This window comes from Cellulomonas triticagri (assembly GCF_003696205.1).
Taxonomy (GTDB): domain Bacteria; phylum Actinomycetota; class Actinomycetes; order Actinomycetales; family Cellulomonadaceae; genus Cellulomonas; species Cellulomonas triticagri.
The window spans coordinates 1-26,966 of record NZ_RFFI01000059.1 but is presented as its reverse complement, the minus strand read 5'-3'; the positions used below and the strand labels follow the sequence as shown (position 1 = coordinate 26,966).

The 26,966-nt window shown below is 74.3% G+C and carries 28 protein-coding genes; 19 read left to right on the top strand and 9 right to left on the bottom strand.

From position 1 onward, the window contains the following. From EBM89_RS11680 to modA, 3 genes are all read right to left on the bottom strand, one after another. A partial coding sequence (locus EBM89_RS11680) for an ATP-binding cassette domain-containing protein (RefSeq protein WP_122149598.1) occupies positions 1 to 961 on the bottom strand: 961 nt, incomplete at its 3' end. Further along, entirely contained in the window at positions 958 to 1,794 is an 837-nt protein-coding gene (locus tag EBM89_RS11675) for an ABC transporter permease (RefSeq protein ID WP_122149597.1), read from the bottom strand. The genes EBM89_RS11675 and EBM89_RS11680, both read right to left, overlap by 4 nt. Next, positions 1,791 to 2,555, bottom strand: a complete 765-nt coding sequence (gene modA, locus EBM89_RS11670; protein WP_233571693.1) for a molybdate ABC transporter substrate-binding protein — start codon at positions 2,553 to 2,555, stop codon at positions 1,791 to 1,793. The genes EBM89_RS11675 and modA overlap by 4 nt, the downstream gene beginning before the upstream one ends. Before the next feature lie 57 nt (positions 2,556 to 2,612). Between modA and EBM89_RS11665 the strand changes: the two genes are divergently transcribed. Continuing rightward, positions 2,613 to 3,089 (top strand): molybdenum cofactor biosynthesis protein MoaE, encoded by a 477-nt coding sequence (locus EBM89_RS11665; protein WP_122149596.1) that lies wholly within the window; start codon positions 2,613 to 2,615, stop codon positions 3,087 to 3,089. Positions 3,090 to 3,117: 28 nt separating this feature from the next. On the opposite strand, the gene EBM89_RS11660 is transcribed toward EBM89_RS11665, so the two are convergent. Both EBM89_RS11660 and moaA read right to left on the bottom strand, forming a co-directional pair. Continuing rightward, on the bottom strand, positions 3,118 to 3,372 hold the full coding sequence (locus EBM89_RS11660; protein ID WP_122149595.1) for a MoaD/ThiS family protein: 255 nt from the start codon (positions 3,370 to 3,372) through the stop codon (positions 3,118 to 3,120). A 1-nt stretch (position 3,373) separates the two neighbouring features. Further along, the gene (moaA, locus tag EBM89_RS11655; RefSeq protein WP_122149594.1) at positions 3,374 to 4,420 is read right to left on the bottom strand and encodes a GTP 3',8-cyclase MoaA; all 1,047 of its coding nucleotides are present in this window, start codon (positions 4,418 to 4,420) and stop codon (positions 3,374 to 3,376) included. Positions 4,421 to 4,507: 87 nt separating this feature from the next. Here moaA and EBM89_RS11650 point away from each other — a divergent pair, with 87 nt between their 5' ends. Genes EBM89_RS11650 through EBM89_RS11640 form a run of 3 tightly spaced genes read left to right on the top strand, consistent with a single transcriptional unit; the run spans position 4,508 to position 6,839 of the window. Continuing rightward, positions 4,508 to 5,767 carry a molybdopterin molybdotransferase MoeA gene (locus tag EBM89_RS11650; protein ID WP_122149593.1) on the top strand — a complete coding sequence of 420 codons (1,260 nt, stop codon included), beginning with the start codon at positions 4,508 to 4,510 and terminating at the stop codon, positions 5,765 to 5,767. Beyond that, the gene (gene moaC, locus EBM89_RS11645) at positions 5,764 to 6,333 is read left to right on the top strand and encodes a cyclic pyranopterin monophosphate synthase MoaC (protein ID WP_122149592.1); all 570 of its coding nucleotides are present in this window, start codon (positions 5,764 to 5,766) and stop codon (positions 6,331 to 6,333) included. Before EBM89_RS11650 ends, moaC begins: the two co-directional genes overlap by 4 nt. Next, the gene (locus EBM89_RS11640; protein ID WP_122149591.1) at positions 6,330 to 6,839 is read left to right on the top strand and encodes a MogA/MoaB family molybdenum cofactor biosynthesis protein; all 510 of its coding nucleotides are present in this window, start codon (positions 6,330 to 6,332) and stop codon (positions 6,837 to 6,839) included. Before moaC ends, EBM89_RS11640 begins: the two co-directional genes overlap by 4 nt. A 9-nt stretch (positions 6,840 to 6,848) precedes the next feature. Here the strand turns inward: EBM89_RS11640 and EBM89_RS11635 are convergent, their stop codons facing one another. Then, positions 6,849 to 8,021, bottom strand: a complete 1,173-nt coding sequence (locus EBM89_RS11635; RefSeq protein ID WP_122149590.1) for a ThiF family adenylyltransferase — start codon at positions 8,019 to 8,021, stop codon at positions 6,849 to 6,851. A gap of 460 nt (positions 8,022 to 8,481) precedes the next feature. On the opposite strand from EBM89_RS11635, the gene chvE reads away from it, so the two are divergent. The 3 genes from chvE (at position 8,482) to mmsB (ending at position 12,444) form a co-directional block, all read left to right on the top strand. Then, entirely contained in the window at positions 8,482 to 9,627 is a 1,146-nt protein-coding gene (gene chvE, locus EBM89_RS11630; protein WP_122149589.1) for a multiple monosaccharide ABC transporter substrate-binding protein, read from the top strand. A 100-nt stretch (positions 9,628 to 9,727) separates the two neighbouring features. Next, complete coding sequence (gene mmsA / locus EBM89_RS11625) at positions 9,728 to 11,266, top strand: multiple monosaccharide ABC transporter ATP-binding protein (RefSeq protein ID WP_122149588.1); 1,539 nt, start codon at positions 9,728 to 9,730, stop codon at positions 11,264 to 11,266. Then, a complete protein-coding gene (gene mmsB, locus EBM89_RS11620) occupies positions 11,263 to 12,444 on the top strand; it encodes a multiple monosaccharide ABC transporter permease (RefSeq protein ID WP_122149587.1) in 1,182 nt (393 codons plus the stop codon). The genes mmsA and mmsB overlap by 4 nt, the downstream gene beginning before the upstream one ends. 67 nt (positions 12,445 to 12,511) lie before the next feature. On the opposite strand, the gene EBM89_RS11615 is transcribed toward mmsB, so the two are convergent. The 3 genes from EBM89_RS11615 to EBM89_RS11605 are packed head-to-tail and all read right to left on the bottom strand — an operon-like array spanning position 12,512 to position 15,816. Beyond that, positions 12,512 to 13,678, bottom strand: coding sequence for an ROK family transcriptional regulator (locus tag EBM89_RS11615; protein ID WP_122149586.1), 1,167 nt, complete (start codon positions 13,676 to 13,678; stop codon positions 12,512 to 12,514). A gap of 10 nt (positions 13,679 to 13,688) precedes the next feature. Next, positions 13,689 to 14,381 (bottom strand): potassium channel family protein, encoded by a 693-nt coding sequence (locus tag EBM89_RS11610; protein ID WP_122149602.1) that lies wholly within the window; start codon positions 14,379 to 14,381, stop codon positions 13,689 to 13,691. A gap of 52 nt (positions 14,382 to 14,433) precedes the next feature. Continuing rightward, complete coding sequence (locus EBM89_RS11605) at positions 14,434 to 15,816, bottom strand: TrkH family potassium uptake protein (protein WP_122149585.1); 1,383 nt, start codon at positions 15,814 to 15,816, stop codon at positions 14,434 to 14,436. 156 nt (positions 15,817 to 15,972) lie between these two features. Between EBM89_RS11605 and EBM89_RS11600 the strand changes: the two genes are divergently transcribed. The 12 genes from EBM89_RS11600 to EBM89_RS11550 form a co-directional block, all read left to right on the top strand. After that, entirely contained in the window at positions 15,973 to 17,154 is a 1,182-nt protein-coding gene (locus EBM89_RS11600) for an acetoin utilization protein AcuC (protein ID WP_122149601.1), read from the top strand. 202 nt (positions 17,155 to 17,356) lie between these two features. Next, entirely contained in the window at positions 17,357 to 17,599 is a 243-nt protein-coding gene (locus tag EBM89_RS11595; RefSeq protein ID WP_122149584.1) for a helix-turn-helix domain-containing protein, read from the top strand. Between the two features lie 216 nt (positions 17,600 to 17,815). Further along, positions 17,816 to 17,914 (top strand): 30S ribosomal protein bS22, encoded by a 99-nt coding sequence (locus EBM89_RS11590; RefSeq protein WP_003792170.1) that lies wholly within the window; start codon positions 17,816 to 17,818, stop codon positions 17,912 to 17,914. A gap of 304 nt (positions 17,915 to 18,218) precedes the next feature. After that, entirely contained in the window at positions 18,219 to 19,565 is a 1,347-nt protein-coding gene (locus tag EBM89_RS11585; RefSeq protein ID WP_122149583.1) for an extracellular solute-binding protein, read from the top strand. A 16-nt stretch (positions 19,566 to 19,581) separates the two neighbouring features. Continuing rightward, the gene (locus EBM89_RS11580; RefSeq protein ID WP_122149582.1) at positions 19,582 to 20,547 is read left to right on the top strand and encodes a carbohydrate ABC transporter permease; all 966 of its coding nucleotides are present in this window, start codon (positions 19,582 to 19,584) and stop codon (positions 20,545 to 20,547) included. Then, positions 20,537 to 21,463 (top strand): carbohydrate ABC transporter permease, encoded by a 927-nt coding sequence (locus EBM89_RS11575; RefSeq protein WP_122149581.1) that lies wholly within the window; start codon positions 20,537 to 20,539, stop codon positions 21,461 to 21,463. The genes EBM89_RS11580 and EBM89_RS11575 overlap by 11 nt, the downstream gene beginning before the upstream one ends. 157 nt (positions 21,464 to 21,620) lie before the next feature. Beyond that, on the top strand, positions 21,621 to 22,658 hold the full coding sequence (locus tag EBM89_RS11570) for a LacI family DNA-binding transcriptional regulator (RefSeq protein WP_122149600.1): 1,038 nt from the start codon (positions 21,621 to 21,623) through the stop codon (positions 22,656 to 22,658). A 117-nt stretch (positions 22,659 to 22,775) separates the two neighbouring features. Then, on the top strand, positions 22,776 to 23,816 hold the full coding sequence (locus EBM89_RS11565) for an LLM class flavin-dependent oxidoreductase (RefSeq protein WP_122149599.1): 1,041 nt from the start codon (positions 22,776 to 22,778) through the stop codon (positions 23,814 to 23,816). Beyond that, complete coding sequence (locus tag EBM89_RS11560) at positions 23,813 to 24,502, top strand: NADPH-dependent F420 reductase (protein WP_122149580.1); 690 nt, start codon at positions 23,813 to 23,815, stop codon at positions 24,500 to 24,502. Before EBM89_RS11565 ends, EBM89_RS11560 begins: the two co-directional genes overlap by 4 nt. 649 nt (positions 24,503 to 25,151) lie before the next feature. Then, positions 25,152 to 25,856: a class III lanthionine synthetase LanKC N-terminal domain-containing protein gene (locus EBM89_RS22670; RefSeq protein WP_500778887.1), complete on the top strand. Its 705-nt coding sequence runs from the start codon at positions 25,152 to 25,154 to the stop codon at positions 25,854 to 25,856. Then, entirely contained in the window at positions 25,745 to 26,404 is a 660-nt protein-coding gene (locus tag EBM89_RS11555; RefSeq protein ID WP_500778886.1) for an ABC transporter ATP-binding protein, read from the top strand. Before EBM89_RS22670 ends, EBM89_RS11555 begins: the two co-directional genes overlap by 112 nt. Then, positions 26,401 to 26,966 (top strand): FtsX-like permease family protein (locus tag EBM89_RS11550; protein WP_122149578.1); only part of this gene is annotated, 566 nt, incomplete at its 3' end. The genes EBM89_RS11555 and EBM89_RS11550, both read left to right, overlap by 4 nt.

Genomic DNA, 26,966 nt, shown 5'->3' with positions numbered 1-26,966 from the left:
GCACCGCGCGCGCACCGGCGGCGAGCGCCGCGGCGGGGCCGGACCCCGGGGGGTCCTCCCGCACCCGCCGCGGCCACGGGGAGGTCGCCGTGCCGGGGTCGGCGACGAGGACCACGTCGGGCACGCTCGGCCGCAGCCCGGTCAGCAGCCGGTCCAGCACCGCCCGTCCGCCGACGTCGAGCGCCGTCTTGTCGACGCCGCCCAGGCGCCGTGCCGTGCCCCCGGCGAGCACCACCGCCGCCACGTCCGGCCCGGACGCCGGACCCGGCGCGGCGTCGCGGGTGGTGCGGGTGGCGCGGACCGTCCCGGTACCGTCGGGATCCGCCAGGGTCAGCACGTCGTCCGCCAGGTCGCGCACGTCCTCGGGGTCGTGCGTGACGAGCAGCACCGGCCGGGACCCGATCGCGGCGCGCAGCACCCCGCGGACGCGTCGCCGGGTCGCCGCGTCCAGCGACGCGAACGGCTCGTCGAGCAGCAGCAGCGCCGGGTCCGGGGCGAGCGCCCGGGCGAGGGCCACCCGCTGCGCCTGGCCGCCGGACAGCCGGTCGGTGCGCACGGCCGCGCGGTCGACCAGGCCCAGCCGCGCGAGCCACCCGTCGGCGGCCACCCGCGCCGCACCGGCCGGTGCCCCGGTCGCCCGCAGCCCGAACGCGACGTTCTCGCGGGCGCTGAGGTGCCCGAACAGCCGGAGGTCCTGGAACACCAGGCCGCAGCGGCGCCCGGCGCTCGGGACGTGCACCCCCGGGCCGTCGAGCACGTGTCCGCCCAGCCGCACGTCCGTGCCGGGCGCGGTCGGCACGAGTCCCGCCAGCGCACCCAGGGCCGTCGACTTGCCGGTGCCGTTCGGGCCGAGCAGCGCCACGACCTGTCCCGGGGCGACGGTCAGCCGCAGGTCGAGGTGCAGGTCGCCGCGGGTGACGACGAGCCGCGCCGTCAGGCCGTCCTGCCGGTCCGCGCTCATCCGAGCACCCGTCCGGCCCATCGGCCGTGCAGCGCGACGAGCGCGACGAGCGACAGGGCCACGAGCAGCAGCGAGAGCGCCACCGCCGCGTCGGGGTCGCGCTCCATCGCCTCCTGGATCGCCAGGGGCATGGTCCGGGTCGTCCCCGGGAAGCTCCCGGCGAAGGTGACCGTGGCGCCGAACTCGCCGAGCGCGCGGGCGAAGCACAGCACCGCCCCGGCGACGACGCCCGGCGCGACCCGCGGCAGCGTCACCCGGCGGAACGTGTACCACCGGTCGGCGCCCAGCACCGCCGCGGCCTCGTCCGCACCGCGCGGGGCCGCACGCAGCGTGCCCTCGACGGACAGCACGAGGAAGGGCAGCGCCACGAAGGTCTCCGCGAGGACGACGGCGACGGTGGTGAACGGGACCGTGACCCCGAACCAGGCGTCGAGGTGGGCGCCGAGCAGGCCGCGTCGGCCGAGCAGCATCAGCAGGGCCACCCCGCCGACGACGGGTGGCAGCACGACCGGGAGCGTCACCAGCGCCCGCAGCACGCCCGTCCCGGGCAGGTCCGCGCGGGCGAGCACCCACGCCAGCGGGACGCCCAGGACCAGGGACAGCAGCGTCGCCGCCGTCGCGCAGCGCAGCGACAGCCAGAGCGCCTGCCCCACCTCGGGGGCGGCCAGCACGGTGCCGGCGCCGGACCAGGGTGCGCGCGACACGAGCGCGACCAGCGGCAGCAGCAGCACCAGGACGGCGGCCGCCGCCGGGAGGGCGAGCACCAGGGGGACGCGTGGGCCGGCGCGGTGCTCGGCGGGCCGCGGGCGCACGGGGGGCCGGGTGCGCGTCATGGCACCTCGAAGCCCGCCTCGGTGAGCACCTGACGGCCCTGCGCCGACCGGACGAGCGCCACGAAGGCGCGCGCGGCGTCCGGGTTCGGTGCCTCGGTGAGCACCGCGACCGGGTAGTCGGTGCTGCTCCGCACGTCGTCCGGCAGCGGGATCCCCCGCACCGACTCGCCTGCGGCGAGGACGTCGGTCCGGTAGACGAGCGCGGCATCCACCTCGCCGAGCACCGCACGGGTGAGCGCGGCCGTGACGTCCTTCTCGTAGGTGTCGGGCGTGGGGGTGATCCCGGCAGCCGCGAACGCGTCGGCGGCCGCGGCACCGCAGGGCACCTCGGGGGCGCACAGCGCGAGCGTGACGCCGGGGTCGGCCAGGTCCGCCAGCGACGTGATCCCGGCGGGGTTGTCGACCGGGACCACGATCTCGAGGGTGTTGCGCGCGACCACGACCGGCTCGTCCGCCAGGTCGCCGACGAGCGCCATCGTCGGGGTCGAGGCGGTCGCCAGCACGTCGGCCGGCGCACCGGCGAGGACCTGCTGGGCCAGCGTCGAGGACCCCGCGAACGCGAACGTCACGGTGACGCCGGGGTGCTCGTCCTCGAAGACGCCCCGCAGCCGCTCGAAGGCGTCGCGCAGGGACGCGGCGGCGAGCACGGTGAGCGCTCCCGTCGGCCCTCCCTCCGCGTCGTCGGCACCGGGCGCGTGCGACCCGCAGGCCGCGACGCCGAGCGCGACGAGGACCGGCAGCGCGACGAGGCGGCTGAGCACCCTCAGGCGGGCACGGGCCGGTCGGGCTGGGTGCTCGCCCCGACCTACGCTCGGGGCATGACCCGCGACGTGACCCCCGAGCCCGTCGACCGGAGCCGGCTGTCGCCGGCCGCGCACGAGGTGGTGCGCACGGGGATCACCACCGCGCCCGTCTCCGCCGCGGTCCTCGCCGCAGCGGTGGGCCGCCCGGCCGCGGGCGCCGTCGTGACGTTCGACGGGGTGGTCCGGGACCACGACGGCGGTCGACCGGTGCAGGGCGTGGAGTACGTCGCGCACCCCTCGGCCGGTGCCGTCCTCGCCGACGTCGCCGCCCGCGTGGCGGGGCGGCACGAGGTCGACGCGCTCGCGGTCGAGCACCGCACGGGAGAGCTGGCCGTGGGCGACGGCGCGCTCGCCGTCGCGGTCGCGGCCGCCCACCGGGCCGAGGCCTTCCGCGCCGCGGCGGACCTGGTGGACGAGGTGAAGGCCGCGCTGCCCGTGTGGAAGCGCCAGGTGTTCGCCGACGGCACGCACGAGTGGGTCGCCTGCCCCTGACCGCACCGGGGGTCCCGGCCGCCGGTGCTCAGCCACCGGCGAACGGGGGCAGCAGGTCCACCCCGGTGCCGTCCGCGAGCGTCGCGGTCCGGTCGGCGTCGAGCACGCCGTCCACCAGGACGCTGCACGCGGCGGCGACCCGGTCCAGGTCGGGGCCGTGCCGCCGGCAGGCGTCGGCGACCAGGTCGGCGGTGGTGCTGCCCACCGGCAGGGTCACTCGCTCCTCCGGGACACCGGCGGCGGCGCCGGCTCCCGCGAAGTAGCGCACGAGCACGTGCGGCACGTCAGCCTCCGATCGCGTTCATGGGGCGTGCGGGCTGGCGGAACCCCGCGTCGGCGATGCCGTGCCCGGCGGGCTTCCCGAGCACGGCCCGGGCCCAGGCGGCGGCGAGGGCGTCGTCGTCCGCACCGTCGCGGAGCAGCGCCCGCAGGTCCGTCTCCTCCCCGGAGAACAGGCACGCGCGGACCTGCCCGTCGGCGGTGAGGCGGACGCGGTCGCAGCTGCCGCAGAACGGCCGGGTGACCGAGGCGATCACCCCGACGGTCCGGCTGGCGTCGCCGTCCACGACCCACCGCTGCGCGGGAGCCGTACCGCGACCCGGCGCCGGGGTCAGCGTCACGGCGGTGCGCAGGTCGGCGAGCACCTCGTCGGCCGTCACCATCGTGCCGGGGTCCCACGCGCCGGTCGGGCCGAGCGGCATCTGCTCGATGAACCGCAGCTCGTAGCCCTCGTCGAGCGCCCAGCGCAGCAGGGGCACCGCCTCGTCGTCGTTGACCCCGCGCAGCAGCACCGCGTTGACCTTGACCGGGTGCAGCCCGGCCTCGCGCGCCGCGGCGAGACCGGCGAGGACGTCCGGGAGGCGGTCGCGCCGTGCGAGCCGGGCGTACCGGCCCCGGTCCAGCGTGTCCAGCGAGACGTTGACGCGCCGCAGCCCTGCGGCGGCCAGGCCCGTGGCCCGGTGCTCGAGGCCGAGCCCGTTGGTGGTCATCGACGTGCCCGGGACGCTGCCGTCGGGGCAGCGCAGCGCCGCGGTCGCGGCGACCACGTCCTCCAGGCCCCGACGCAGCAGGGGCTCGCCGCCGGTGAACCGCACGGACCGGACGCCGAGCCGCTGGACGGCGACGGTGACCAGACGGACCACCTCGGCGTCGGTGAGCACCTCCTCGGTCGGCAGCCACGGCAGCCCCTGGGCGGGCATGCAGTAGGTGCACCGCAGGTGGCACCGGTCGGTCAGCGAGACCCGGAGGTCGCGGGCGACGCGGCCGAAGCCGTCCACCAGACCGGACGGTGCGGGGAGGGGCGCGCGGGGCACGGCGGTCCGCTCGGACATGGGCCGACCCTAGGCAGCCTCGCGCACCACTCAGACGCCGTTGCGGTGACCGTTGAGTGGCGCGCGACGGTCCTACCGTCGGGTCTCATGGGGACGACCGACCGCACCGTGGCCGAGCACCGGGCTGCCGTGCTCGACGTCGTCCGACCGACGGCGGTCGTGGACGTGCCGACGGAGGCCGCCCTGGGGCTCGTGCTCGCCGAGCCCGTGCACGCGGAGGTCGCCCTGCCGGGGTTCGACGCCGCGGCGATGGACGGGTACGCCGTCCGCGCGGCCGAGGTCGCGGCGCTCGCCGAGGTCGGGACCGTCCTCGAGCTGCCGGTCCGCGGCGACGTCCCCGCCGGGACGTGGCCGGGGCCGCTGCGCGCACGGGCGGCGTCCCGGGTGATGACCGGCGCCCCGGTCCCCTCGGGGGCCGACGCGGTGGTCCCCGTGGAGGAGGTCGAGGTCGACGGGGACCGGGTGCGGCTGCGGCGCCCGCCGCTGGCCGGGGACCACGTCCGCCGCGCGGGCGAGGACGTCCCCCTCGGTGCCACGGCCCTCGAGCGCGGGGTCACCGTCACGGCCCCCGTCGTCGGCCTGCTCGCGGCGCTGGGTCGCGACCGGGTGCGCGTGCATCGGCGGCCCCGGGTGCTCGTGCTGTCGACGGGCGCCGAGCTGGTCCCCGCCGGCCTGCCGCTCCGACCCGGTGCCGTGCACGACGCCAACGGCCCGATGCTCGCCGCCGAGCTGACCCGGCTGGGCGCCGCCGTGGAGCGCGCGCCCCTGGTCGGCGACCGGCCGGGCGACCTCCTGGCCGCGCTCGCGGGGGTGGCGGACGGGACGGTCGACCTGGTGGTGACCTCGGCGGGCATCAGCGCGGGGGCGTTCGACGTCGTCAAGCAGGACCTCGCGGGCCAGGCGGACCTGGTGCGCGTGGCGATGCAGCCGGGGATGCCGCAGGGCGTCGGCCGGGTCGGCCCGGCGCAGGTGCCCGTCATCACCCTGCCCGGCAACCCGGTGTCGGCGTGGGTGTCCGCCCAGGTGTTCGTGCGCCCGGCGCTGGACCGGCTCGCGGGGCGGCGCGTCGTCGGCTGCCCGGTGGTCCCCGGGGTCCTCACCGGGGCGGTCGCGGCCCGGCCCGGGCGGCAGCGCTACCTGCGCGCCGTCGCCGGCACGGGGTGGCCGCTGCCCGTGACGCCCCTCGGCTGTCAGGGCTCGCACCTGCTGGGGACGCTCGCCCGCACGGACGCGCTCGTGGTGGTCCCGCCGGACCAGGACCTGCCGGCCGGCAGCGCGGTGCAGGTGCTGCTGCCGCACGGCTACGCGGACCTCGAGGCCGAGCACCCGGGACGGGGAGCGGCATGACCCGGCGGCTGACGCACGAGGACGCGCACGGCGCCGCGCACATGGTGGACGTGAGCGCCAAGGAGGTCTCGGCGCGCACCGCCACCGCCTCGGGGGTCGTCCGGGTCCCGCCCCACGTGGTGGCGCTGCTCCGGGGCGACGGCGTGCCCAAGGGTGATGCGCTCGCGGTGGCGCGCGTCGCGGGGATCCAGGCCGCCAAGCGCACCCCCGACCTCGTCCCGCTGTGCCACCCCGTGGCGGTGCACGGGGTGCGGCTCGACCTCGACGTCCAGGACGACGGCGTCCGCATCGCGGCGACCGTCCGGACCGCTGACCGCACCGGAGTCGAGATGGAGGCGCTGACCTGCGTGGTCGCCGCGGCGCTCACCCTCGTCGACATGGTCAAGGGGGTCGACCGGGACGCGGAGATCACCGACGTGCGCGTCGACGGCAAGTCCGGCGGTCGCTCCGGCACCTGGAGCCGTGCCGACGACAGCACCGACGGCCCCGGCACCTCGGAGGGGTCCGGCGGTCCGCACGGGTCCGCGCAGCCCACGGGGACCGGCGTCGCCGGACCGTCGGCGTGAGCAGCGACGCGGTCCGGGCCCTGGTGGTGACGGTGTCCACGCGGGCCGCCGCCGGTGTCTACCCGGACGAGACGGGGCCGGCGCTCGCGGGGCTGCTCCGCGAGGCCGGGTTCCTCGTCGCCGGTCCGAGGGTCGTGCCCGACGGGGCCTCGGTGGGCGCGGCGCTGCGCACGGCGCTCGCGGAGGGGCACGACGTGGTGGTGACGGCGGGCGGCACCGGGATCGCCCGCGACGACCAGACGCCCGAGCACACGCTCCCCGTGCTCGACCGGGTGCTGCCGGGCATCCCGGAGGCCGTGCGCGCGGTCGGTGCGGCCGCCGGGTCGTCCGCGGCGGTGCTGAGCCGCGGCGTCGCCGGGACCGCGGGGCGGACGCTCGTGGTCAACCTGCCGGGCTCGGTACGTGCCGTGCGCGAGGCCGCTCCGGTGCTGATCCCGGCCCTGCGGCACGGGGTCGACCAGCTGCGCGGCGGGGACCACCCGGCCGTCCGCCGACCCGCGCCCTGACCCGCGCGGTCAGCCGGTCGCGGACCCGACGTCCGTGAGCCACCGCAGCACGCCGCCGTCCAGGTGCACGGCGTCGAACCCGCGCGCCCGTGCGGCGGCGAGCGCCTCGGCCGACCGCCGACCCGACTGGCAGTGCAGGACGAGGGGGCGGGCCGGGTCGAGGTCCGCGTAGGCCGTGCCGTCGAGGAACGCCTGGAGGGGCACCGCCCGCGACCCGGGGATGCGCACGACCTCCCGCTCGGCGGCGGTCCGCAGGTCGACGAGGTCGAGGTCGTCCTCGCCACGGTCCCGCGCCGCGAGGCGGGCGGCGAGGTCCACCGGTGCGAGGGCGGCCGGGGTGCCGGCGGCGGCGTCGGGGCGGCAGGCGTCCGGCGGCTGCTCCAGGACGGTGACCGGGCGGCGGCCGGGCGTCGGGCGCACGACGACCTCGCGCCACCGGGCGCCCAGCGCGTCGAGCACCAGGACCCGGCCGAGCAGCGGCTCCCCCGTGCCGCAGACCAGCTTGACCACCTCGGTCGCCATCGCGCCCCCGACCGACGCGCAGACGGCGCCGAGCACCCCCGCCTCCGCGCAGGAGGGGGCCGCCCCGGGTGGTGGCGGAGCGGGGAAGACGTCGCGGTAGTGCACCCCCGGGTAGCCCGCCCCGGCCGGCGGGTCGCTCCACGAGATCGAGACCTGCCCGTCCCAGCGCAGGACGGCGCCCCAGACGAGCGGGCGGTCCGCGAGGGTGCAGGCGTCCGCGACCACGTAGCGGGTCGCGAAGTTGTCCGTGCCGTCGACGACGACGTCGTACCCGGCGACCAGGGCCTCGGCGTCGCCCGCCGTCAGGCGCTCGTGGTGCTCGACCACGGTGACCCGCGGGTCGATCGCGCGGACGGACTCCGCGGCGCTCCGCACCTTCGGGCGCCCGAGGTCCGCGGTCGTGTGCAGGACCTGGCGCTGCAGGTTGGACTGCTCGACGACGTCGTCGTCGACGACGCCGAGCGTGCCGACGCCCGCGGCGGCCAGGTACAGCAGCACGGGCGAACCGAGTCCTCCTGCCCCGACGACCAGCACCCGCGCGGCGCGGAGCCGGCGCTGACCGTCGACCCCGAGGCCGGGGACGAGGAGCTGGCGGGCGTGGCGGGCGTGGTCGTCGGCGGTGAGCGGGGGCCCGGGGGCGACGAGCGGGGGCAGGGGCATCGGGTCTCCGGTGGGGTCCTGCGGCTGTGCCACCGACGGTAGCGGCGCCGACGGTCCCGGCCCGGGGCCGTACGTCCCGCAGGCGGGGGCGCGGTGCCGCCCGCGCTGGTCTCCGTGCACGACTCTCGGGGCACATCGGACCCATGAGTTCGCGCACCGAACTCAGGCGCCTCCCCCGAACGGGTGGTCGGGAAGAGATCAACCCGCGCCCAGGCTGCGCCTGACCACGCTCTGACCTGCGAATTCGTTGGTCATTCCGCGATTAGGTGCCGCCGTTACCCATCTGCAACCTCGCGCCCGAATCATTGGCTTGACTTCCTGAACTCAACGCCGGGAGAGTGTGCACGTGCTCGCCGACGGCGGGGGAGACCCCGCTGGTGCGGCGCAGGCAAGGACGGGCGACGACGCTTGGCGTCCCCGCAGACGACGGAGTCAGCAGCACCTCTCGAGGAGGAGAGACATGAAGAGCATCAAGATCGCCGCCGCAGGTGGCGTTCTCGCGCTCGCCCTCACGGCGTGCTCCGGCGGTGGCGCCGGCAGCTCCAGCGGTGAGGACGGCGCCGCGGCCGAGCCGAGCGACCTCACCATCGGCGTCGCGATGCCGACCGAGACCTCGGAGCGCTGGATCGCCGACGGCGACGCCGTCAAGAGCCAGCTGGAGGAGGCCGGCTACACGGTCGACCTGCAGTACGCGGCCGACGACATCCCGACGCAGGCGCAGCAGATCGACCAGATGATCACCAAGGGCGCCGACCTGCTGATCGTCGCCTCCATCGACGGCACCGCGCTGGCCAACCAGCTGCAGGCCGCCGCCGACCAGGGCATCCCGGTCATCGCGTACGACCGCCTCATCAACGGCACCGAGAACGTCGACTTCTACGTCACGTTCGACAACTACAACGTCGGTGTCCAGCAGGCCACGTCGCTGCTCGTCGGCCTCGGCGTCCTCAACGCCGACGGCTCCGAGGCGGGCGCCGCCGGTCCGTTCAACATCGAGCTGTTCGCGGGCTCGCTGGACGACAACAACGCGCACTTCTTCTTCCGGGGCGCGATGGACACGCTGCAGCCGTACATCGACAACGGCACGCTCGTCGTGAAGTCCGGCCAGACCGAGATCGAGCAGGTCGCCACGCTGCGCTGGCTGCAGGAGACCGCCCAGAAGCGCATGGAGGACCTGCTCACCTCCACGTACGCCGACGGCTCGAAGGTCGACGGCGTGCTGTCGCCCTACGACGGCATCTCCCGCGGCATCATCACCGCGCTGCAGAACGCCGGCTACGGCGACACCATCGAGGCCGGCCTGCCGATCGTGAGCGGCCAGGACGCCGAGATCGCCTCCGTCAAGCTCATCCAGGACGGCGTGCAGTTCTCGACCATCTTCAAGGACACCCGCAAGCTCGCCGAGCAGGCCGTGGTCTCCGCGCAGGCGTTCCTCGAGGGCGACGAGCCCGAGGCGAACAACACCGAGGACTACGACAACGGCGTGAAGGTCGTCCCGTCCTACCTGCTGGAGTCGGACATCGTCTACGCCGACAACATCCAGTCGCTGCTCATCGACTCGGGCTACTGGACCGAGGAGGAGGTCGCGGCCGGCCAGGCCGACTGACCCCCGCACGACCGACGCGGGCCGGCCGGCACCTCACGTGCCGGCCGGCCCCGCGCCGGGTGATCCATCGCCCGACACGACTGAGGACGGTCGAGGCCGCATGAGCGACCACATCCTGGAAATGCACTCCATCACCAAGACCTTTCCCGGGGTCAAGGCGCTGCAGGACGTCAACCTGAACGTCCGGCGCGGGGAGATCCACGCGATCTGCGGGGAGAACGGGGCCGGCAAGTCCACCCTCATGAAGGTGCTGTCGGGCGTGTACCCCCACGGGACCTACTCCGGCGAGATCCGGTTCGACTCGGAGGCGGTCGAGTTCGGCTCGATCAACGACTCCGAGGAGAAGGGGATCGTGATCATCCACCAGGAGCTCGCCCTGGTGCCCTACCTCTCGGTGGCGGAGAACATCTTCCTCGGCAACGAGCGCTCCCACGGCGGCCTGATCGACTGGAACCGGGCGAACTCGGAGGCCGCGCAGCTGCTGGCCCGGGTCGGCCTGGACGAGAACCCGACCAGCCCCATCGGCCAGCTCGGTGTCGGCAAGCAGCAGCTCGTCGAGATCGCCAAGGCGCTGTCCAAGAAGGTCAAGCTCCTCATCCTGGACGAGCCGACCGCCGCGCTGAACGACTCGGACTCCGAGCACCTGCTCAACCTGCTCCGGCACCTCAAGGGCCAGGGCATCACCTCGATCATGATCTCGCACAAGCTGAACGAGATCGCCGACATCGCGGACTCCACGACGATCATCCGCGACGGCAAGACGATCGAGACCCTCGACATGGTCCGGGACAACGTCACCCAGGACCGCATCATCAAGGGCATGGTCGGCCGCGACCTCGAGCACCGGTACCCGGAGCACGTCAGCCACGTCGGCGAGGAGATCTTCCGCGTCGAGGACTGGCACGTCGAGCACCCGACGCAGCCCGGCCGCGTGGTCGTGGACGGCGCGTCGTTCTCCGTGAAGGCGGGCGAGATCGTCGGCATCGCGGGCCTCATGGGCGCCGGGCGCACCGAGCTCGCGATGAGCGTCTTCGGCCGGTCCTACGGCCGCAACGTCAGCGGCAAGGTCTTCCTGCACGGCAAGGAGATCCAGACCCGCTCGGTGCGCGAGGCCATCGACCACGGCCTCGCCTACGCCACCGAGGACCGCAAGACCTACGGCCTCAACCTCATCGAGGACATCCGCCAGAACATCTCCGCAGCCGCGCTGAACAAGCTGTCCACGGCCGGGTGGGTCAACGGCAACGAGGAGATCAAGGTCGCCGAGGAGTACCGGCGGTCCATGAACATCAAGTCGCCGACCGTCATGGCGCTGACCGGCAAGCTGTCCGGCGGCAACCAGCAGAAGGTCGTGCTGTCCAAGTGGATCTACACGGACCCCGAGGTCCTGATCCTGGACGAGCCGACCCGCGGCATCGACGTCGGTGCCAAGTACGAGATCTACACGATCATCAACAAGCTCGCGGACGCGGGGAAGGCCGTCGTGGTCATCTCCTCCGAGCTGCCGGAGCTCCTGGGCATCTGCGACCGCATCTACACGCTCGCGTTCGGCCGGATCACCGGCGTGCAGGAGCGTGCGACCGCCACCCCGGAGAGCCTCATGGAGCTCATGACGAAGGAAAAGGAATCGGTTCGATGACGGCAGTGGAAGGCCTGCGGGACATCTTCACGAAGAACCTGCGGACGAGCGGCATCTACATCGCGTTCATCGTGATCGTCGCGCTGTTCGCGGTCCTCACGGACGGCGTGCTCCTCGCCCCGGGCAACATCACGAACATCGTCCTGCAGTACTCGTACATCCTGATCCTCGCCATCGGCATGGTGATCGTCATCATCGGCGGCCACATCGACCTGTCGGTCGGGTCGGTGGTGGCGCTCACCGGCGCGGTGTCCGCGATCCTCGTGATCAAGAACGGTCAGCCCTGGTTCGTCGGCATCATCGCGGCGCTCGTGGTCGGCCTGCTGGTCGGCGCGTGGCAGGGCTTCTGGGTCGCGTACGTCGGGATCCCCGCGTTCATCGTGACCCTGGCGGGCATGCTGCTGTTCCGCGGCCTGACCTACGAGGTGCTGAACAACATCTCGCTGTCGCCGTTCCCCTCCTCGTACCAGAAGGTCGCGGGCGGCTTCATCAACGGCCTGTTCGGCGGCAACGGCTACGACGTCTTCACCCTGGTGATCGCCGCGATCGCCGTCGCCGGGTACGCGTTCTCCGCGTGGCGCTCGCGCATGGGCCGCCTGCGCTACCAGCAGTCCGTCGAGGCGCTGCCGCTGTTCGTCCTCAAGCTCGTCGCCATCGCCGTCGTCGTGATGGCGTTCGCCTGGCAGCTCGCGCACTCCCGCGGCCTGCCGATCGTGCTGATCATCCTGGCCGTGCTGATCCTGGCCTACAACACCGTCACCACCCGCACGGTGTTCGGCCGTCACGTCTACGCCATCGGCGGCAACCTCAACGCCGCGCAGCTGTCCGGCGTGAAGGTCAAGCAGGTCAACTTCTGGATCTTCGTCAACATGGGCTTCCTCGCCGGTGTGGCGGGCGCGATCTACTCGTCCCGCTCCAACGGCGCCCAGCCCGGCGCGGGCAACATGTTCGAGCTCGACGCCATCGCCGCCTGCTTCATCGGCGGTGCGTCCACGACCGGTGGTGTCGGCCGCGTGACCGGCGCCATGGTCGGTGGCCTGATCATGGCCGTCATGTCCAACGGCATGCAGCTCATGGGCGTGCCGCAGTCGACGCAGCAGATCGTCAAGGGCCTCGTGCTCCTGCTGGCGGTCGCGTTCGACATCTACAACAAGCGCCGCGCGGGCGCCGCTCGCTGAGCCCCCGCACGACGCCCGGAGGGCGCCACCCGTCACGGGTGGCGCCCTCCGGCGCGTCGCGGGCCGGTCAGCCCGCCAGCACCGCGTCCCGGGCCAGCAGCAGCGCGCCCCGGGCCGGCGCGCCGGGCCCGAGGTGCCCGGCCACGACGTCCACCACCGCGCCGGACGTCACAGCCGTACGCTCGGCCAGGACCTCGCGCAGGGGGTCCAGGAGCACCGTGCCCGCCCCGGCGAGCACCCCGCCGACGACCAGCACGTCCGGGTCCAGCACCGTGCACACGGACGCCAGGGCCGTGCCGACGTGCCGTCCGACGTCGGACAGCACCCGGCGGCACCCGGGGTCCCCGGCGGCGGCGTGCTCCAGCAGCTCCGCGGCCGTCAGCGGCCCGTGGCTGGCGTGCAGCAGGCTCAGGACGGCGTGCGCGCCCGCGTACACCTCCAGGCAGCCGCGGTTGCCGCACTGGCACACCGGGCCGTCCGGGTCGATGGTCAGGTGCCCGAGCTCGCCCGCGGTGCCGGTGCGGCCGTGCACGACGTCCCCGCCGACCACCAGGCCCCCGGAGACTCCCCGGCCCAGCGCGACGTGCACGACGCTGCGCCGCCCGCGCCCCGCGCCCGTGCGGGCCTCGGCCAGCGCGCCGAGGTTGCCGTCGTTGTCGAAGACCACCGGGACGCCCGGGGCGGGCGCGAGCAGGCCCGGTGCGGCGACCATGCCGCCCCAGCCCTCGCGCACCCCGGCACCGGCGACGCGGCCCGAGCGCACCTCCACGGGAGCGGGCACGCCGACGCCCACGGCCGCCACGGCGGCAGGGTCCGTGCCGGTGGTCGCCAGCACCCGGTCCAGCAGCGCGCGGGCCTCCCGCACGGCGTGCTCCGCGCGGTGCCCGCCCGGCAGCGGGACGACGGCCTCGACCAGGTCGCCGTCTCCGCGGTCCAGCACGACGCGCGCCTCGTCCACGTAGCAGTGCACGCCCACCAGCGCGCCCCCGGGCGTCGCGAGCGACACCGCGCGGGCGCGGCGCCCGGACCGGGTCGTCGCGGTCACCCGGACCACGCCCTCGGCCTCCAGCGCCGCCACGGCGGACGACACGGTCCCGGGGGACAGGGCCGTCGCCCGGGCGAGCTCGACCTGCGTGAGCCCGTCCGCGCGGCGCAGGGCGGCCAGCAGCAGCCCGCGGCTGTCCCGGGGGGCGGGAGCGTCGGCGGGGCTGGGCTCGGGCGGTGTCGTGCTCACGGGCAGCCGGTCACGGGCGGGCGGCGAACCGCTCGAGCAGGTCGGTGTGCCCGGACACCACGAGCAGGTCGTTGGTCGAGATCCGCGTCTCCGGCGTCGCGTACACGAAGTCGATGCCGGGGGACTTCACGCCGATGACGGTCACCCCGTACCGCTCGCGGATCTTCGACTGCCCGATGGTGAAGCCCTGCGTCTCGCGCGGGGGCCGCATCTTGACGATCGTGAACCCGTCCTCGACCTCGATGTAGTCGAGCATCTTTCCGGACACCAGGTGCGCGACCCGGGACCCGGCGTCGGCCTCGGGCAGCACCACGTGGTGCGCGCCGATGCGCTGCAGGATGCGGGCGTGCTCGGTGCTGATCGCCTTGGACCAGATCTGCGGGGTGCCGAGGTCGACGAGGTTGCCGGTGATGAGCACCGACGCCTCCAGGTACGACCCGACGCCGACGACCGCGACCGAGAACTCCCGGGCGCCGAGCTGCTCCAGCGCCTCGGGGTTCGCGGCGTCGGCCTCGACCAGCGGGATGCGGCCGGTCCACTGCGCGACCAGGTCGGGGTCGCGCTCGACGGCGAGGACGTCCTGGCCGAGCCGGTCCAGGGTCGCCGCGATGGCGGAGCCGAACCGGCCCAGCCCGATCACCAGGATGCCGGCGTCGCGCTTCGGGGCCTTGCCCGCGCGGGCGGACCGCGCGGCCTCGGCGATGTCCCGCCCGCCGCCGAGCGGGTGCAGGCCGGTCGCACCGGTCTTCGTCAGGTCATCCAATGATCGGCCTCTCCTCGGGCAGCCGGATGACCCGACGACGGCTGCGCAGCGCCAGGGCGGCGGCGAGCGTCATCGTGCCGGTCCGGCCGATGAACATCAGGACGGTGAGCACGTACTTGGCGGCGTCGGGCAGGGTCGGGTCCGACGACAGGCCGGTGGACAGGCCGCAGGTGGCGAACGCCGAGATCACCTCGAACAGCACCACGTCCAGGGTGAGCCCGGTGATCGCCAGGAGCAGCAGGCAGGCGACCAGGACGATCGTCGCACTGACGAGCGAGACCGCGATGGCGACCTGCAGCGCCTCGCGCGGGATGCGCCGGCCGTACGCCTCGACGTCCCGGTCGCCGCGGGCCTCCGCGACGATGGCCAGCAGCATCACCGCCAGCGTCGTGACCTTGATGCCGCCCGCGGTGGACGCCGAGCCGCCGCCGACGAACATCAGCGCGTCCTGCAGCAACCAGGTGCCCTCGTGCATGTCGGCCACGTCCACGGTGGAGAACCCGCCGGACCGGGGCATCACCCCGGCGAACAGGGCGGCGAGGAACGTCTCGTTCCAGCCGATGCCGGCGAGCGTGCGCGGGTTCGTCCACTCGAACGCCGCGACCATGACCGCACCGAACGCGACCAGGCCGAGGCTGGTGGTCAGCGTGAGCTTGGAGTGCAGGCTCCACCGGCGAGGACGGCGCCAGGTGCGGGCGACGTTGAGGATCACGGGGAAGCCGAGCGACCCGATGAACACCCCGACGATGATCGGCAGCAGCACCCACCAGTCGGCGGCGTACGGGGTCAGGCCCTCCCGGGTCGGGATGAACCCGGCGTTGTTGAACGCGGACACCGCGTAGAAGACGCCGTGCCACACGGCCTCGCCCCAGGAGTCGCCGAGCATCCGCAGCCGGGGGATCAGCACGACGGCGATGGCGACCTCGAGCACCGTCGACGTGACGATGACCGTGCGCACCAGCGAGCCGACCTCGCCGAGCCGGGTCGTCTTGGTCTCCGAGCTCACCAGGAGCTTCTGGGTCAGGCCGATCCGCCGGGACACGGCCAGGCCGAGGATCGACGCCAGCGTCATCACGCCGAGCCCGCCGATCTTGATGCCGACGAGGATCGTCGCCTGCCCGGCCGTCGACCAGTACGTCCCCGTGTCGACGGTGACCAGCCCGGTGACGCACACGGCGGAGGTGGCGGTGAACAGGGCGTCCACGAACGGGGCGCGCTCGCCGGAGGCGGTCGCCCACGGCATCGAAAGCAGGGCGGTGAACACGGCGATGACCCCGCCGAACACCCCGAGCGCGAGGCGGGCGGGGGACTGGCGGGCGAGCCGGTCGACGACCTCGCGCCCGGCCTGCAGCACGCCGGGCATGCCCCGTGCCATCCGTCCTCCTGCCGTGCTGGTGCCTGCCGAGCGGGCCCGTGCGCGGGCCCGGCGCCGGGTCGGCGCGGCGACACGCTACCCGCACGGGCGCGGGCGTGCCGGTGCCCACCCTGCCACGGCGCGGGGAGGTCGTCGGGGAGCGGCTACCGTGTGGTCATGACCGGCCGGGTGCGTGTCGTGTGGACCCCCGAGCTGCTGGGGTACGACTTCGGGCCGGGGCACCCGATGGCACCGCTGCGGCTCGACCTCACCGTGCGCCTCGCGCGCGCGTTCGGGCTGCTCGACCTGCCCGGCGTCGAGGTGGTCGGCGCCGAGCCCGCGACCGACGCGCAGCTGGAGACCGCGCACGAGGCGGCCTACGTCGCCGCGGTGCGGCGCGCCTCCGACGGCGGCGCGGGCGACCCGGCCCGCGGCATCGGCACCGAGGACGACCCGGTGTTCCCGCTCATGCACGAGGCGGCCGCGCGCATCGTCGCCGGGAGCCGCGAGGCCGCGCTCGCCGTCTGGCGCGGCGAGGTCGAGCACGCCGTGAACCTCACGGGCGGCATGCACCACGCCATGCCCGGCGCCGCGGCGGGCTTCTGCGTCTACAACGACGCCGCCGTGGCGATCCGCGCGCTGCTGGACGCCGGGGCGGAGCGGGTCGCGTACGTCGACGTCGACGCGCACCACGGCGACGGCGTGCAGCGGGCGTTCTGGGACGACCCGCGGGTGCTGACCGTCTCGGTGCACGAGAGCGGCGCCACTCTGTTCCCCGGCACCGGCTACCCGGACGAGACCGGCGGCCCCGGCGCCCCGGGGACGGCGGTCAACGTCGCGCTGCCGTCGCACACCGGCGACGCCGCGTGGCTGCGGGCCGTCGACGCCGTCGTGCCCGCCGTGGTGCGGGCGTTCGCCCCGCAGGTGCTGGTGACGCAGCACGGCTGCGACGCGCACGTGGAGGACCCCATCGCCAACCTGGATGTCAGCGTCGACGCCGAGCGCCTGGTCTCGTCCTGGTTGCACGACCTCGCGCACGAGGTCGCCGACGGGCGCTGGCTGGCCCTGGGCGGCGGCGGGTACGCGGTGGTGGACGTCGTGCCGCGGGCGTGGACGCACCTGCTCGGGATCGCGGTGCACCGGCCGCTGGACCCGGCGACCCGGCTGCCGGAGGTGTGGCGGGAGCAGGTCGTCGAGCTGTACGGCCGCCCCGGGCCCGGCTCGATGTCCGACGGTGCCGACCTGGCGTGGGCGCCGTGGTCGGCGGGCTTCGACCCCGCGGACGACGTCGACCGGGCCGTGCGCGCGACCCGCACGGCCACGTTCCCGGCGCTCGGCCTGGACCCGCTGCACGACTGACCCGCTGCTCCGCCGTGCGCCAGGGGGCTGGCGGGGGGGGGGCGGCCGGGTGACGGCCGACCGGGGGAACCGCGGGGCGCGCGGAGGTCGTCCCACCCGTCTCCTCTTTCACTCCCGTCCCAGCAGGCTCTAAGGTGGCGACGCGGCAGCCGTCCGCAGATCCCGCGCGCGTCCGGTACGCGCACGAACGAGAAGAGCGACCATGTCGAGCGAGCAGCCCGGGCGCGTGCGGTTCCTGACCGTCGCCGAGGTCGCCGAGGTCATGCGCGTGTCGAAGATGACCGTGTACCGCCTGCTGCACTCGGGCGAGATGCCGGCCGTGCGCGTCGGCCGGTCGTTCCGCGTCCCCCAGGACGCGCTCGACCACTACCTGTCGACCGCGCGCCTCGACCTCGCGGCCGACGAGGACGAGGGCGGCCCCCGGGCCGGACGGCTGTCCTCCTGACCCCGTCCGAGCCGGGCCGCCCGGCGGCGCGTCGCGGGCGGGTGCCCTGATCGCGTAAGGTAGGGCACGGACTTTTCCCGTGCGTGGGCGTTCCACGGGGCTGCACCACCCGGCGAGGCCGGGCGGGTCGGCCCGGTGCGCTGGCCGTGCCGCGCGACGATCGACCACGACCCGGCGGACGCTCAGCGCTCGCCACCAGGAAGCGAGTGAGGACCCATGGGCTCCGTCATCAAGAAGCGCCGCAAGCGCATGGCGAAGAAGAAGCACCGCAAGCTGCTGCGCAAGACGCGTCACCAGCGTCGCAACAAGAAGTGACGACCGCCGCTCGCAGCGGCGTCGTAGGAGGGCTCGGCACCTGAGGGTGCCGGGCCCTTCGTCGTGCGGGGGTGGCGCGAGCGGGACCCGGGCTCGCGCGGCAGCGCGGTTCGCGGACCGTCCTCGCGACGTGCGGCGTGCCGCCCGCCGTCCTCCTCGGGGGCGCCGCGCCCCGGATTCTTGCCACGTGGCAACTCAGGGCGCGCCACCTGTTGACGTGTCCTGTTCGTCCTGGTTCACTGCCGATGGTTCTTCAACGATGAAAACTGCCGGTGCGGGCTGCCGGCCGGGCAGGAGGTCGAGGATGATCTCAGCAGGTCGAGGAAGTCCGGGCGGGTGGGCACCCAGCCGCCGGACGGTGCTGAAGGGGGCGCTCGCCGGGGCGGGGGCGCTCGCCGGCGCGTGGGCGCTCGCCGGGTGCGCGACCGGGACGGGACCGGCGTCGTCGGCGTCGACCCGGATCCAGATGTGGCACCTGTTCACCGGTGGTGACGGCGGCATCTTCCAGCAGATGCTCACCGAGGTGCAGGAGGAGGACCCGTCGGTCGGCATCGACCCCGTGGTGCTCACCTGGGGCGCGCCGTACTACACCAAGCTCGTCATGGCCTCCGTCGGCGGGCGCTCGCCCGACCTCGCGGTCATGCACCTCACCCGCGTCGCCGGGTGGGTGCCCGGTGGCGTCCTCGACCCCTGGGACGTCGACCTGCTCGCCGAGCACGGCGTCACGCAGGACATGTTCCCGCCCGCGCTGTGGGACCGCGCCGTCATCGACGGCCAGCTGTGGGCCGTCCCCCTCGACTTCCACGCGTTCATCCTGTTCTACGACCGGGGCATCGCCGACGCCGCCGGGATCCTCGGGCCCGACGGGCTCGTGGGACTCGACTCGCCCGAGGGGTTCGTCGAGGCGGGTCGGGCGCTCGCCGACACCACCGGCTACGCCGGGATCGGGTACGGGTACACCGGCGACGGCGCGCAGATGTCCCGGATGCTCTGGGGCCTGTACGCGCAGACCGGCGCCGAGGTCGTGCTCAACCCCGGCGAGGCCGCCCAGGTCGACCGGGACGCGCTCGTCGAGGTCACCTCGTGGGTGCAGTCCTGGCTGGACGACACCGTCGCCATCGCCAACAGCGACTACCCCTCGGCGGTCGCGAACTTCTCCACCGGTCGCGTCGGCGCGTGCTTCAACGGCAACTGGGAGCTGCAGTCGTTCCTCACCGCCGAGGTGGACGTCGACGCGATGCCGATGCCGACCGTCTTCGGCAGCCCCGCCACCTACGGCGACTCGCACGTCTTCGTGCTGCCGCACCAGGTCAACGTCGACCCCGCCAAGCGCGAGGCGGCGTACGCGACCGTCGCGGCGATGCTCCGCAAGTCGCTCCTGTGGTCCGAGGGCGGGCACATCCCGGCCAACCGGGAGATCACCGAGTCCGCCGAGTACCAGGACAAGGTGCCGCAGTCGCACTACGCGGCCGCCGCCGACGAGGCCGTCTTCGACCCGCAGGCGTGGTTCACCGGCTCCGGGTCGGACTTCCAGGCGCGCGTCGGCGAGGCGTTGCAGGGCGCCTGGCTCGACAAGTCGTCCCCCGAGGCCGCCGTCGACCGCCTGATCGGCGCGCTCGACGCGGCCCTCCAGACCAAGCCGCCGGCGTGACGGAGGGATCGAGCAGATGAGCACCGTCACCACCCCGTCGCAGGCGCCCACGGCGCCGCCACGTACTCCCGACGTCCCGCGGACACCGCGCCGCGGCCGCAGCCGCCGCGAGGGCAGCGGCTGGCCGTTCGTGCTGCCGTTCCTGCTGGTCGCCGTCCTGTTCCTCGTCGTCCCCACGCTGTGGGGCCTCGGGCTGAGCTTCACCGAGCAGTCGCTGATGGGCAACGGCGGCTGGGTCGGGTTCGACAACTACGCCGAGGCGTTCGGCGACGCCACCATGTGGTCCACGCTGGGCAACACCCTCGTGTTCACCCTGATCAGCACCGTGCCGCTCGTCGTCGTCGCGCTCGTCATGGCCCTGCTGGTCTACACCGGGCTGCCCGGCCAGTGGGTGTGGCGGCTCGCGTTCTTCGCGCCGTACATGCTGCCCGTGGCCGTCGTCGTGCAGATCTTCGTCTGGCTCTACCAGCCGGAGATCGGCTTCCTCAACTACTGGCTCGACCGGCTCGGCCTGGACAAGGTCGGCTGGCTGACCGACACCTCCGTCGCCATGTGGTCCATGGCCCTGCTGACCCTGTGGTGGACCGTCGGCTTCAACTTCCTGCTCTACCTGTCGGCGCTGCAGGCCATCCCGGACCAGATGTACGAGGCGGCCGCGCTCGACGGCGCGGGCGGCTGGCGGCGGCTGTTCTCCATCACGCTGCCGCAGCTGCGGGCCACCACCGTGCTCATCACGGTGCTCCAGGTGCTCGCGTCGCTGAAGGTCTTCGACCAGATGTTCATCGCCTTCAACGGCGGCAGCGGACCCGGCGGAGTCACGAGACCGATCCTGCAGTACATCTACGACACCGGGTTCACCGGGTACCGCATGGGCTACGCCTCGGCGATGTCCTACATCTACTTCGCGCTCATCATCGCGGTCGCCGTGGGCTTCCAGGTGCTGACCAGCGCCCGCCGGAAGGAGCAGCGCCGTGGCCGTTGACACGATCTCCGCCCCCGCGGGTGGCGGGTTCCGCCGCACCCTCGTCGAGCGCCGGGACGAGCAGCGCCGCACCCGGGCGCTCGTCCTCGGCCGCAGCAAGGTCGCCACGGTGCTCGCCGTGGTCGTCCTCGTGCTGCTCGCCGTCACCTGGCTGCTGCCGCTCGCGTGGGCGGTGGACACCTCGTTCAAGACCGAGGCGCAGGCCCAGGCCGTCCCGCTGCAGTGGTTCCCCGACGGCGGGTTCACGCTGGAGAACTACCGGACCGTCCTGGAGCGCGGCGAGGTCGGGCGGTGGATGGTCAACACCCTGTTCATCGCCGGGTCCGTCACGATCCTCACCGTCGGGGTGTGCGCCCTGGCCGGGTACGGGTTCGCCCGCACCCGGTTCCGCGGCAAGAACCTGCTGTTCGCGGGGACCGTCGCCCTCATCGCGGTGCCCGGGCAGATCCTCATCGTCCCGCTGTTCCGGCAGATGGAGGCGATCGGCGCCGTCGACACCTACCAGGGCGTGATCCTGCCCCAGCTCGTCGCGCCGGTGATGGTCTACATCTTCAGCAAGTTCTTCGCGGAGGTCCCGCAGGAGATCGAGGACGCCGCGCGCGTGGACGGGGCCGGGCACTGGCGGACCTTCTGGTCCATCGTGCTGCCGATCTCCCGGCCCATCGTGTCCGCGGTCGCGATCTTCGTGTTCATCGGCGCGTGGAACAACTTCCTGTGGCCGTTCATCGTCACCAACAACCCCGACCTCATGACCCTGCCGGTCGGGCTCTCGACGGTGAAGAACGCCTACGGCACCATCTACGCGCAGACCATGGCGTCGGCCGTCATCGCGGCCCTGCCGCTGATCCTGCTGTTCATGCTGTTCCAGCGGCAGATCGTCAAGGCGGTCGCCACCACCGGCCTCGGCGGCCGGTGAGCACCACCTAGGCGGCGGGACGTGCCGCCCGGTACCGCGCCGCGGCCCTACGCTGGGTCGCGGTGCGGTGCCGGGCAGCCGCGCCGCGAGCAGGACGACGGGTCGGAGGGCGACGGAGGTGGCGGTGGCCGGGAGGCGACGCGGGAGCGGCGTGACGATGCACGACGTCGCGGCCATGGCCGGGGTGTCCATCAAGACCGTCTCGAACGTCATCAACGGCTACCCGTACATCCGCCCCGAGACCAAGGAGCGGGTCGAGGCCGCCATCGCCGAGCTCGGCTACCAGGTCAACATCTCCGCGCGGAACCTGCGCCAGGGCCGGACCGGCATGATCGGCCTCGCCGTGCCGGAGCTGAGCCTGCCGTACTTCGCCGAGCTCGCCGACTCCGTGATCCGCGCCGCCGAGCAGCACGGGCTCATCGTGCTCATCGAGCAGACCAACGCCAGCCGGGAGCGCGAGCTCGAGGTGCTCAGCGGTCAGCGCCGCCACCTCACCGACGGCCTGATCTTCTCGCCGCTGGCCCTCGGCACCGAGGACCGCGCGCACTTCGCCGTCGACTTCCCCCTGGTGCTGCTCGGCGAGCGGATCTTCGGCGGCCCCGCCGACCACGTCACCATGAGCAACGTCGACGCCGCCCGCGCCGCCACCCAGCACCTCATCGCCACCGGCCGCCGCCGGATCGCGCTGATCGGCGCCCACGAGGGCGAGACCGTCGGCTCCGCCGCCCTGCGGCAGCGCGGCTACGAGCAGGCGCTCACCGACGCCGGGCTGCCCGTCGACCCGGCGCTCATCGGCGAGGCCGGGCTGTGGCACCGGTCCACCGGCGCTGACGCCATGGCCCGGATGCTGGACACCGGGACGGAGATCGACGCGGTGTTCGGCCTCAACGACGCGCTCGCGATCGGCGCCCTGCACGTCCTGCACGACCGGGGCGTGGTCGTCCCCGACGAGGTCGCCGTCATCGGGTTCGACGACATCGAGGACGCCGCCTACGCCTCGCCGCCGCTGTCGTCCGTCGCGCCCGGGCGCGAGCAGATCGCCGCCACCGCGGTGGACCTGCTGCTCGCCCGCGTCGCCGGGACCGCGCCCGCGGAGCACGTCGAGGTGATCACGGACTTCGAGGTCGTGACGCGGGAGTCCACCGTGGGCGCGTCCGTGCGGGCCGGTGCGCCCGCGCGCCCCGTCGTCGCCTGACCCGCACCACCGTCGGCACCACACCGCCGCGCACGCGGGCGAAATCCGTCCGGGTAGTTGATTGTTCAACGAGCATCGCGCACGATGGGTGCGACGACCACCCGGGAGGACCCCGTCATGACCGCCCTGCAGCTCGGCCTCGACACCTTCGGCGACCTGCCGACCGACGACACCACCGGCCGCGTCCTCACGCACCCCGAGGCCATCCGCCGGGTGGTCGAGGAGGGCGTGCTCGCCGACCAGGTCGGCCTGGACGTCATCGCCCTCGGCGAGCACCACCGCCCCGACTTCGCGCTGTCGTCCCCGGAGACGGTCCTCGCGGGCATCGCCACCCGCACCGAGCGCATCCGGCTCGCCTCCGGCGTCACCGTGCTCAGCTCCGACGACCCGGTCCGGGTGTTCCAGCGGTTCGCGACCCTCGACGCGCTGTCCGGCGGGCGCGCCCAGGTCATGCTCGGTCGCGGGTCGTTCACGGAGTCGTTCCCGCTGTTCGGCTTCGACCTGCAGGACTACGAGGTGCTGTTCGAGGAGAAGATCGAGCTGTTCGCGCAGCTGCTGCGCGAGCAGCCGGTCACCTGGTCCGGCAGCACCCGCGCCTCCCTGACCGACGCCGACGTGTACCCGAAGACCGAGGGCGGCCTGGAGACCTGGGTGGGTGTCGGCGGGTCCCCGCAGTCCGTCGTCCGCGCCGCGCACTACGGGCTGCCGCTCATGCTCGCGATCATCGGTGGCGAGCCCGAGCGGTTCCGTCCCTTCGTCGACCTGTACCGGCGCGCGACCGACCAGCTCGGCACCACCGCCGGACGCGTCGGCGTGCACTCGCACGGTCTCGTCGCCGAGACGGACGAGGCCGCTCGCGAGGCGTACTTCGGGGCGTACAAGCAGATGCGGGACGCCGTCGGCGCCAGCCGGGGCTGGCCGCCGCTGCGCCGCGCCGAGTTCGACGCGGAGGTCGAGCACGGCTCGCTCTACGTCGGCTCCCCGGAGACCGTCGCGCGCAAGGTGGCGACCACCGTGCGGGCGCTCGACGTCAGCCGGTTCGACCTCGTCTACACCGCGGGACCGCTGCGGGTCAGCGACCGTCTGCGCGCCGTCGAGCTGTTCGGCACCCAGGTCGCCCCGATGGTCCGCGACCTGCTCGCCGGGGACGTCGCGTGACGGCGCCCCGCACCGTCGGCATCCTCGGGGCGGGGAAGGTCGGCACCGTCCTCGCCCGCCTCGCGGTCGCCGCCGGGTACGACGTGGCCATCGCCTCGTCCGGCCCGGCCGACCGGATCGCGCTGATCGTGGACGTGCTCGCGCCCGGCGCCCGGGCCGTGGACGCCGCCGAGGCGGCCCGCGCTGACCTCGTTGTCCTCGCGTTCCCGCTGGGGAGGCTCGACCAGGTCGCCGCGCACGTCGGCGCGTCGCTCACCGGCACGCTGGTCGTCGACGCCCTCAACTACTGGTGGGAGACCGACGGCGAGCGCCCCGACCTCGAGGACCCCGCCGTCGCCACCAGCGTCCTGGTCCAGGCGGCGCTGCCGGGCGCCCGGGTCGTCAAGGCGTTCAACCACATGGGGTACCACGACCTCGACGAGGGCCACCGGCCCGCGGGGACCCCCGGGCGCCGGGCCGTCGCCGTCGCGGCAGACGACCCCGACGCGGCCGCCGAGGTCGCGCGGTTCGTGGACGCCCTGGGGTTCGACCCCGTCGACGCCGGGTCGCTCGCCGACTCCGTCGCGCTCCAGCCGCACGCCGAGGCGTTCGGGGCGAACGAGGACGCCGCGACGCTGGCGGCGCTGGTGGCGCGGTTCCCGACGACGGAGCGCGGGGCGCTCGTCACGGTGGCGCGAGCCAGGTAGGCGCGGACGGCTGCGTGGGGTCGGCGGCGGGGACGGTCGGAGCTGACCACGTGTCGACAGGCGGGCGGTGGCGTGCGGGAGGGTTGCCACCGCGAGGTCTCCGTCGTGCTGCCCGCGCCGTGAAGCCGGCGCTGACGCGGGGTCGGGGTCCCGGGCCGCCGCCGACGAGATCGGGGTTGACGCGCGGGTCCCGAGGTGAGAGGCCGCGAACGGGTTCGCGCCGCCGCGGAGCGCTGACCTGCATGGGGACGGGGCCGGCCTTCACGCTGCGACCGTGGCGGCGGAGGTCCGGCCATGATCGGACCGCGCGACGGCCCCAGTGGAGGGCACCCCCTCGGCAAGCGGGGACGGGCCCTGGCACCTGTGCAGTCTGGCTACCGAGACCCGGCGAGGTGGGTGACACCACCGCGAACCGGACGCCGGGAGACGGGAGCGTGAGGCCGTGGACCGGATCCGCAGGACGCAGCCGCGCAGCGACGCGAGCTGCACGATCGACCTGGAGCAGGCCGGGTGCCGACGACGGTGCGGCTCGTGCCCGACTATCGCGGCGGTCGGGCGCGCCGTCGCCTTCCGTGTCCGGGACGTGCGCTGATGGACCAGCGCTACCTCGAGCACCTGCGCCCGGACGACCCGTACTACGCACCGCGCGCTGCGCGCTCGGACGGGTACCGGGTCGACCTCCCGGAGCAGTGGACCAGCCGCGCCGGCGACCACTGCCCTGGCGGTCGTCGCCCGCCACTGCTTCGCGCACGGCACGGCCTTCACGTTCACGCCGTCGCCGTTCACCCTCCGTCTCAAGAACGCGAAGCAGGCCAGCCAGACGGAGTCGGGCAAGTTCATCACGGTCTACCCGGTCGGCGACGATGCGCTCCGTACGCTCCTGACCGAGCTCGACCGGGACCTGGCAGATGTCCGGGGGCCGCACGTCCTGACGGACCTGCGGTGGCGGGACGGTCCGTTGTTCGTCCGGTTCGGCGCATGGCGTCGCCACGACGACGGCTCGCTCACCCTGGTCGGGCCGGACGGCGCGCGTGAGCCCGACATCCGGGTGCCACGGGGTGCTGAGCGGCGCCAGCAGGTGAACCGGGGCCGGGGCGCGGGTCGTGGACCGGCGCCCCGGTCCCTGGTCGGGCCACCAGCCCGCACGAGCGGTTCAGCACAGAGCGAGGCGACGACGAGACGGAGCAGAGGATGGTCCTCAGGTTGGAGGGTGCCGTGGTGCAGCGGCGCTCGGGCGAGCGGGTGTTCACCGTCGGACCGGTCGACCTGTCGCTGGCGGCGGGCGAGTCGCTGGCGGTCGTGGGGCCCTCGGGGTGCGGGAAGTCGACGCTGCTGCGGGTGCTGTCCGGCCTGAGCGTCCCCACCCAGGGGCGGGTGTGGTTCCACGACACCGATGTCGGCCGGCTCGGGGACGGCGCGCGGGCACGGTTGCGCCGCCGCGAGTTCGCCTTCGTGTTCCAGGACGGCATGCTGCTGGATGCGCTGACGGTGGCCGAGAACATCACCGTCCAGGCCCGGATCGACCGGCGGCGGCTGGCACCGGAGGTGGTCAGCGACTGCCTGGCGCGTGTGGGTCTCGCCGGATACGAGCAGACGGCTGTCGACGAGCTGTCCGGCGGTGAGCAGCAGCGCGTCGCCGTCGCACGGGCGCTCGCGATGGCGGCACCGGTGGTGTTCGCCGACGAACCAACGGGCGCTCTGGACCCGGTGGCGCGCGACGACGTCGTGCGCGCGCTGCATCAGGTCCCGCAGGCGGGGGGTTCGCTGGTGCTCGTCACGCACGACCCCCAGGTCGCCGCCCGCGCGGACCGGGTGCTGCTGCTGCGCGCGGGCCGCGTCGCGGCGCAGGCGGGTCGTCTGGACCCGGCCAGGGTCGCGGAGCTGATCGGTGCGCCGGCGTGAGCCGGCTCGCCGCGGCCCTGCGTCGCCGCCACCGGGGGGCGTTCGCGGTGCTCGCTGTCGTCGTCGCTGTGGGGGCGCTGCTGATCTGCGCGCTCGCAGCGCAGGCGGTCGCCGTGGTGCGGAGCGGCGGAGTCGGGGACCTGACGTCGGTGGCCATGTTCGTGGTCATCGCCGGCCTGCTGACCGCGGTGCTGCTGCGGTCCTGCGTGGACCACCTGGTGACGACGCGCTGGGGCGAGTACATGCGCCTGCGCATCCTGGGTGCCACGCGCGCGCAGATCACGTCCATGATGGTCGGGGACCTGCGAGGGGTGACGCTGCTCGGCGCCCTCCTCGGCGCCGCCGGGGCCACGCTGGTGTGGACGCCGGTGAGCGAGACCTTGCACGGGCTCGACGTGGTGGACGAGGTGCACCCGCTCGGCCTCGTCACGGCGCTGACCGCCACGGCCGTGACCGTGCTGCTGGTGTGCGCCTGCGCGCTCGCGGGCGTGGCGTCGGCGGCCTGGGCGGTCTGCCGGCCCGAGCCCGCGCTGCGCCGCCGCGACCCCGGCGCCCGGCCGCC

Bases quoted from the DNA above. Each gene is read 5' to 3' on its own strand.
- EBM89_RS11650 (WP_122149593.1), top strand. From the start codon at position 4,508: ATGGGGACGACCGACCGCACCGTGGCCGAGCACCGGGCTGCCGTGCTC.
- EBM89_RS11590 (WP_003792170.1), top strand. From the start codon at position 17,816: ATGGGCTCCGTCATCAAGAAGCGCCGCAAGCGCATGGCGAAGAAGAAG.
- EBM89_RS11635 (WP_122149590.1), bottom strand. From the start codon at position 8,021: ATGCCCCTGCCCCCGCTCGTCGCCCCCGGGCCCCCGCTCACCGCCGAC.
- moaA (WP_122149594.1), bottom strand. From the start codon at position 4,420: ATGTCCGAGCGGACCGCCGTGCCCCGCGCGCCCCTCCCCGCACCGTCC.
- EBM89_RS11605 (WP_122149585.1), bottom strand. From the start codon at position 15,816: ATGGCACGGGGCATGCCCGGCGTGCTGCAGGCCGGGCGCGAGGTCGTC.
- EBM89_RS11600 (WP_122149601.1), top strand. From the start codon at position 15,973: ATGACCGGCCGGGTGCGTGTCGTGTGGACCCCCGAGCTGCTGGGGTAC.
- EBM89_RS11665 (WP_122149596.1), top strand. From the start codon at position 2,613: ATGACCCGCGACGTGACCCCCGAGCCCGTCGACCGGAGCCGGCTGTCG.
- EBM89_RS11595 (WP_122149584.1), top strand. From the start codon at position 17,357: ATGTCGAGCGAGCAGCCCGGGCGCGTGCGGTTCCTGACCGTCGCCGAG.
- moaC (WP_122149592.1), top strand. From the start codon at position 5,764: ATGACCCGGCGGCTGACGCACGAGGACGCGCACGGCGCCGCGCACATG.
- EBM89_RS11570 (WP_122149600.1), top strand. From the start codon at position 21,621: ATGCACGACGTCGCGGCCATGGCCGGGGTGTCCATCAAGACCGTCTCG.
- chvE (WP_122149589.1), top strand. From the start codon at position 8,482: ATGAAGAGCATCAAGATCGCCGCCGCAGGTGGCGTTCTCGCGCTCGCC.
- mmsA (WP_122149588.1), top strand. From the start codon at position 9,728: ATGAGCGACCACATCCTGGAAATGCACTCCATCACCAAGACCTTTCCC.
- EBM89_RS11585 (WP_122149583.1), top strand. From the start codon at position 18,219: ATGATCTCAGCAGGTCGAGGAAGTCCGGGCGGGTGGGCACCCAGCCGC.
- EBM89_RS11580 (WP_122149582.1), top strand. From the start codon at position 19,582: ATGAGCACCGTCACCACCCCGTCGCAGGCGCCCACGGCGCCGCCACGT.
- EBM89_RS11675 (WP_122149597.1), bottom strand. From the start codon at position 1,794: ATGACGCGCACCCGGCCCCCCGTGCGCCCGCGGCCCGCCGAGCACCGC.
- mmsB (WP_122149587.1), top strand. From the start codon at position 11,263: ATGACGGCAGTGGAAGGCCTGCGGGACATCTTCACGAAGAACCTGCGG.
- EBM89_RS11565 (WP_122149599.1), top strand. From the start codon at position 22,776: ATGACCGCCCTGCAGCTCGGCCTCGACACCTTCGGCGACCTGCCGACC.